The organism is Brevundimonas sp. KM4 (assembly GCF_000964075.1).
GTDB lineage: Bacteria > Pseudomonadota > Alphaproteobacteria > Caulobacterales > Caulobacteraceae > Brevundimonas > Brevundimonas huaxiensis.
Window position 1 is genome coordinate 21,035 of the sequence record NZ_JZRG01000011.1, and the last position, 6,000, is coordinate 27,034.

General features: G+C 65.6%; 6 protein-coding genes. 4 read left to right on the forward strand and 2 right to left on the reverse strand.

What is annotated here, in order from left to right; all coding sequences use genetic code 11:
• The first annotated feature begins 19 nt into the window (after positions 1 to 19).
• Positions 20 to 151 (forward strand): hypothetical protein, encoded by a 132-nt coding sequence (locus VH88_RS16600; RefSeq protein WP_255360406.1) that lies wholly within the window; start codon positions 20 to 22, stop codon positions 149 to 151.
• A gap of 3 nt (positions 152 to 154) precedes the next feature.
• Here VH88_RS16600 and VH88_RS07575 read toward each other — a convergent pair whose 3' ends face one another.
• Complete coding sequence (locus VH88_RS07575) at positions 155 to 994, reverse strand: hypothetical protein (protein WP_156146778.1); 840 nt, start codon at positions 992 to 994, stop codon at positions 155 to 157.
• Positions 995 to 1,721: 727 nt separating this feature from the next.
• Positions 1,722 to 2,318 (reverse strand): hypothetical protein, encoded by a 597-nt coding sequence (locus VH88_RS07585; RefSeq protein WP_156146779.1) that lies wholly within the window; start codon positions 2,316 to 2,318, stop codon positions 1,722 to 1,724.
• Positions 2,319 to 2,712: 394 nt separating this feature from the next.
• On the opposite strand from VH88_RS07585, the gene rpsL reads away from it, so the two are divergent.
• The 3 genes from rpsL (at position 2,713) to fusA (ending at position 5,867) form a co-directional block, all read left to right on the forward strand.
• Positions 2,713 to 3,087, forward strand: coding sequence for a 30S ribosomal protein S12 (rpsL, locus tag VH88_RS07590; RefSeq protein ID WP_008260482.1), 375 nt, complete (start codon positions 2,713 to 2,715; stop codon positions 3,085 to 3,087).
• An 81-nt stretch (positions 3,088 to 3,168) separates the two neighbouring features.
• Entirely contained in the window at positions 3,169 to 3,642 is a 474-nt protein-coding gene (gene rpsG, locus VH88_RS07595; RefSeq protein WP_017506744.1) for a 30S ribosomal protein S7, read from the forward strand.
• 146 nt (positions 3,643 to 3,788) lie between these two features.
• Positions 3,789 to 5,867, forward strand: a complete 2,079-nt coding sequence (gene fusA, locus VH88_RS07600; protein ID WP_039248504.1) for an elongation factor G — start codon at positions 3,789 to 3,791, stop codon at positions 5,865 to 5,867.
• Positions 5,868 to 6,000 lie beyond the last annotated feature (133 nt).

The window sequence follows — 6,000 nt, forward strand, 5'->3', positions numbered from 1 at the left end:
AGGTTGTGTAGGGGCCGCCATGACGAAAGCTGACAAGGTGCTGTGGGGCCTAACGGCTGTGATGCTGGCGCTCTTCGTCGTCGTGGAAGCCAAGACGATGATGCTCAACCTCGGCGCGGCCATGCACGACGCCTATTGCCAGGATCACTAAGGATCAGTCTTCCCTACCTCCGATTTGAAGTCCTCCGACGCTTGCAGAAAAACCCTGGCGGCGGCGTTCGCCTCGATTGATCGTCGTCTCCGCGCCTTGACGCATGTCAACACCGGGAACGTCAGGCAATAGGGCGCCGGCGCAGCCCGTGCCGAAGTTCGAGCCGACGCAGTCCGCCGGACCCACCACGCCGACGCCGCCGGACAGAGGACGACGTCGCGCCTCCCATTCGGCCAGACGCCGTGCGCCCTCGCGCGCGAAGGCGGCGTCGCGCTCGGGGTTGCCCGTGCCGGTGATCGGGGCGGCGTTCATGCCGCGTCGCATGGCGTCCTCACGGCAATGGGCGCGCTCGGCGGCGTTGAGCTGTTGGGGCGTGGTGCAGCCGATCAGGCCCTGACGCAGGACGCGGGACATGGCCCCGGCGCGGTCGTTCGGATTGACCGTCCAGGCATCCGGCGGCGCGGGCGCGCCCTGGGGCGTGGGCGCGGCGATCCGCGGACGGATCGGGGCGGGGCGACTGTCTGGCGCGGACGCGACCCTGTTTGTGGGAGCAGGGTCGATGCCGCCAGCATCACGCGATGCGGACATGGAGACGGGCTCGGGCGTCTGCATCGCAGGGCGGGGCCGCTCGTTCGGCAGCAGAGGGCGCGGGCTGATGTCGATGTAGAGGGGGCGTGAATCGGGCGCGCTCGGCGGCGCGTCAATCCCCAGCGCGGTCAGGGACAGGGTGGCGATCAGCCCTGCGTTGATGACGACCGAGGCTGTGGCCAAGCCGACCTTGCGCCAGTCCGGGCGAGCTCGTCGCGGCCATGGGCCAGGGGAGGGCGCGGAGGCGGCGGTCATTCGCGACGCTTTCTGAGATTGGGCAGGAACCCGTCCTGTCTAGAAAAGAGTTCGATCCGGATATTCACGTCGGGGCAACCTGCCACAGGGTTGGGATCTTCGCACGATCTCCGGACGCGTGGCGGATCGGCGCGCTGCGCTTCCCAGGCCGCCAGACGACGCGCCCCCTGTCGCGCGAAGGCGGCGTCGCGCTCTGCGTTCCCCGTTCCCCGGATGACAGGGGCGGCTTCGCCGCCGTTCCATCTCTCATCGCAGCGGCGGCGGTCTTCGGGCGCGAGGCGATGCGGGGCGTTGCACGAAAGGGAAGACAATCTCGGCCCCGCAAGAGCGCCGCCGACCCGCCAGCGGGCGTCGATCCCGTCGTCTGCGTTCGCGTGGCTCATGGACGTGGGCGGGGGCGGGGGCGCCGACGGATCGCCTCTGTTCGGCGCTTCCCCTTGCGACGCCTGCGCGCGTCGGGTCGCGGCCATCGCGCCGTCAGAGGACGTGACAGACGGAGCTCTTGGCGCGCGGACCAGGGAGGGCCAGGCGTCCTCAAGATAGACGATCATCGGCGCAGGTCGCAGCGAACGCGCGCGCAGCCCCGGATCCGTCATGGATAGAAGCACGACGGCGCCTGCATTCAGCCCGACGGCGGCGGCCGCAAAGCCCGCCTTGCGCCAGCCAAGACGGCGGGGCGCCTTTGTCGGCGTCATCGCCCCAAGTCCGAGGTCAGCGGCAGCCATCGTCAGTTCATGCCGAACAGGGACCGCAGCCCGGGGTAGGCGCCGTCGCCTTCGCGGTAATCGCGCCAGCGTTTCTTGACGGCGGCTTCTTTTGCAAAGCCTGCCGTCCTTTCCTCATCGCCGGAGCGCACCATCGGCGGCGATGATCCATCGGCCGCGATCGCCAGCGCACGGCAAGCCTGACGGTCCTGCGTGGACCGTGCGATTTCGGGGCGGCAATCCGGTTCGCCATTACGCGCCGCGTTCTGTGTCGGCCAGGCAGCGCCGGCTGAGTGGCTCGGTCGGACTGTCCAGCGCGGGTCATAGGCGGGCGCGGCCGGGCGATCCGATGTCGGCGTCACGGTCGGCGCCGGTCCCGCAGAATCAGAATCGCGCGGACGGACTGGCGCCCGGCGCTCGTCTTGCGCTTGCGGCGCGGCCGCCGGCGCTTTGCGGGCCTTTGCCCCTATGATCACGGGCTCGATCTCGATGTAGACAGGCGAGTGTCCCGGAACCCGACGCGGCGCCGGGCGGCGGTCCTCCATCGCAAGTAGCGTCAGCAGGCCTGCGTTCACCGCAAGCGAGAGCGCAATCGCCCCTGTACTGGCCAGCCCCGCCATGACCCATCCCCGGTTGGTCGTCTCGTCAAGCTGAGCGCGAAGCGTGGCGGGTTTCAGGCGAAAGGTCGCTCTATTGAAGACCGCTACGCTTCATTGAAGTGGCTGCATTCTGGAGTGTTAACGTCTCCGCCTTGACCTTCGCGCCCATCGCGCGTAGAAGCCGCCCACTTTCGAGGCGTGGCCGGTTCGCCGGTCGCTGAGATCGTGACAATCGAACGGACGGGCTGTGCCCGCCGGAACGCCCAAAGCGCGCGTTCCGGTTTTTCTGTTTGGGTGGTCGCGCGATCAGTCTCGATGACACCCGGGCGAGGGGATGGTCCCCCGTTCACAAGAAGGCGAGAGGCGCTTCGGTCGAAAGACACACGCCTCCATCAGAAGTCGAGACGAGTTTCGAATGCCTACGATCAACCAGCTGATCCGCAAGCCGCGCAAGCCCAAGCCCACCCGCAACAAGGTGCCGGCTCTGGAGGGTTCGCCCCAGCGTCGCGGCGTCTGCACCCGCGTTTACACGACGACTCCGAAGAAGCCGAACTCGGCTCTGCGTAAGGTCGCCAAGGTCCGTCTGGCCAAGAACGGCTACGAAGCCGTGTGCTACATCCCCGGCGAAGGCCACAACCTGCAAGAACACTCGGTTGTTCTGATCCGCGGCGGCCGCGTGAAGGACTTGCCCGGCGTTCGCTACCACATCCTGCGCGGCGTTCTGGATACCCAAGGCGTCAAGGACCGTAAGCAGCGTCGTTCGCACTACGGCGCCAAGCGTCCGAAGTAAGCCATTCTTCTCCGGGCCGTCGCGCCCGGAGGCCTTTTCGAGATCATCCCGGCGCTGGTCGGGCACTGCAAGGAATACCCCATGTCGCGTCGTCACCGCGCCCAGAAACGTGAAGTTCTGCCGGATCCCAAGTTCGGGGATCTGGTCGTCACCAAGTTCATGAACTACGTCATGTACGAAGGTAAGAAGGCCGTCGCCGAGAACATCGTGTACGGCGCCTTCGATATCCTGGCCGAGAAGAAGAAGGACCAGGAGCCGGTCGCGACCTTCCACGCCGCTCTGGAAAACGTCTCTCCGTCGGTCGAAGTGCGCTCGCGTCGCGTCGGCGGCGCCACCTATCAGGTGCCCGTCGAAGTCCGTCCGGACCGTCGCCGCGCCCTGGCCATCCGCTGGCTGGTGAACGCTGCGCGCAAGCGTGGCGAAAACACCATGACCGAAAAGCTGGCCGCCGAACTGCTTGACGCTTCGAACAACCGCGGCACCGCGGTCAAGAAGCGCGAAGACACCCACAAGATGGCCGAAGCCAACCGCGCCTTCAGCCACTATCGCTGGTAACGCCTTCAAAGCGTCATCTGCGCTGACTATCTAAGGGTTTCCGGTGCGGGCGGTTTGAGCTAAATCGCCCGCACTCGCTTATCCGAACACCGACATCCTTCCGTGGGCGCCCTTAAGCGTCCTGAAAACTTTCAAGGCACGTTTCCATGGCACGTACGCACGCGCTCCAGGACTACCGCAACTTCGGCATCATGGCCCACATCGACGCGGGCAAGACGACGACGACCGAGCGGATCCTGTATTACACCGGCAAATCCCACAAGATCGGCGAAGTCCACGACGGCGCCGCCACCATGGACTGGATGGACCAGGAGCAGGAGCGCGGCATCACCATCACGTCCGCCGCGACGACCGCCTTCTGGCAGAACAAGCGTCTGAACATCATCGACACCCCAGGCCACGTGGACTTCACCATCGAAGTCGAGCGTTCCTTGCGCGTCCTCGACGGCGCCGTGACGGTGCTGGACGGCAACGCCGGCGTCGAGCCGCAGACCGAAACCGTCTGGCGTCAGGCTGACAAGTACAAGGTTCCGCGCATCGTCTTCGTCAACAAGATGGACAAGATCGGCGCCGACTTCGACGCCTCGGTCGAGTCGATCCGCGACCGCCTGGGCGCCAAGGCCGTGCCGATCCAGTTCCCGATCGGCGCCGAATCCTCGCTGTCGGGTCTGGTCGACCTGGTCCGCATGACCGGCGTGGTCTGGGACAACGACGGCCTGGGCGCCTCCTACAAGGACGTGCCGATCCCCGACGACCTGATGGAAAAGGCGGTCGCCGCGCGTCAGTACCTGATCGACAACGCCGTCGAGCTGGACGACGAGGCGATGGAAGCCTACCTCGAAGGCAACGAGCCCGACGAAGCCACCATCAAGAAGTGCATCCGTAAGGCCGTTCTGACCGGCGCCTTCTATCCGATCCTGTGCGGCTCGGCCTTCAAGAACAAGGGCGTGCAGACGCTGCTGGACGCCGTCGTCGACTATCTGCCGTCGCCGCTGGACATCCCGCCGACCCCGGGCATCGACTTCAAGACCGAAGAGCCCGTCGTGCGTAAGGCCTCGGACGAAGAGCCCCTGTCGGTCCTGGCCTTCAAGATCATGGACGACCCCTTCGTCGGCTCGCTGACCTTCTGCCGCCTGTACTCGGGCAAGATGGAAACGGGTATGAGCCTGCTGAACTCCAGCCGCGACAAGAAAGAGCGCGTCGGCCGGATGCTGCAGATGCACTCCAACAACCGTGAAGACGTCAAGGAAGCCTACGCCGGCGACATCGTCGCCCTGGCCGGCCTGAAGGAAACACGCACGGGCGACACCCTGTGCGATCCGATCAAGTCGCCCGTCATCCTGGAGAAGATGGAATTCCCGGCGCCGGTCATCGAGATCTCGGTCGAGCCCAAGACCAAGGGCGACCAGGAGAAGCTGGGCGTCGCCCTGGCCAAGCTGGCCTCGGAGGATCCCTCCTTCACCGTCTCGACCGACCACGAGTCGGGCCAGACGATCCTGAAGGGCATGGGCGAGCTGCACCTGGACATCAAGATCGACATCCTGAAGCGCACCTACAAGGTCGAGGCCAACATCGGCGCGCCGCAGGTCGCCTATCGTGAATCGCTGGGCCGCAAGGTCGACATCGACTACACGCACAAGAAGCAGACCGGCGGTACGGGCCAGTTCGCCCGCGTCATGATCACCTTCGAACCCGGCGAGCCGGGCTCGGGCTTCGTGTTCGAGAACTCGATCGTCGGCGGCGCGGTGCCGAAGGAATACATCCCCGGCGTCGAAAAGGGCCTGAACTCGGCCAAGGACAACGGTCTGCTGGCCGGCTTCCCGCTGATCGACTTCAAGGCGACCTTGACGGACGGCAAGTTCCACGACGTCGACTCCAGCGTGCTGGCGTTCGAAATCGCGGCCCGCGCCGCCTTCCGCGAGCTGAAGGAAAAGGGTTCGCCCAAGCTGCTCGAGCCGATCATGGCGGTGGAAGTCGTGACCCCCGAGGAATACCTCGGCTCGGTCATCGGCGACCTGAACGGCCGTCGCGGCATGATTCAGGGTCAGGACATGCGCGGCAACGCCACCGTCGTGAACGCCTTCGTGCCGCTGGCCAACATGTTCGGCTATGTGAACACGCTGCGCGGCATGTCGCAGGGCCGCGCCCAGTTCACCATGCAATACGACCACTACGAGCCGGTGCCGCAACACGTCGCCGACGAAGTGATCAAGAAGTACGCCTAAGCTTTCCCTTTTCGGAAAGCCCGCCTATATGCGCCCGGACCGTAAGGACCGGGCGTCCTTAACCCCCAAACTGCAGGAACCCCGGTTCGGGGACCTTAGGAGCTAGAAAATGGCCAAGGAAAAGTTCGAACGG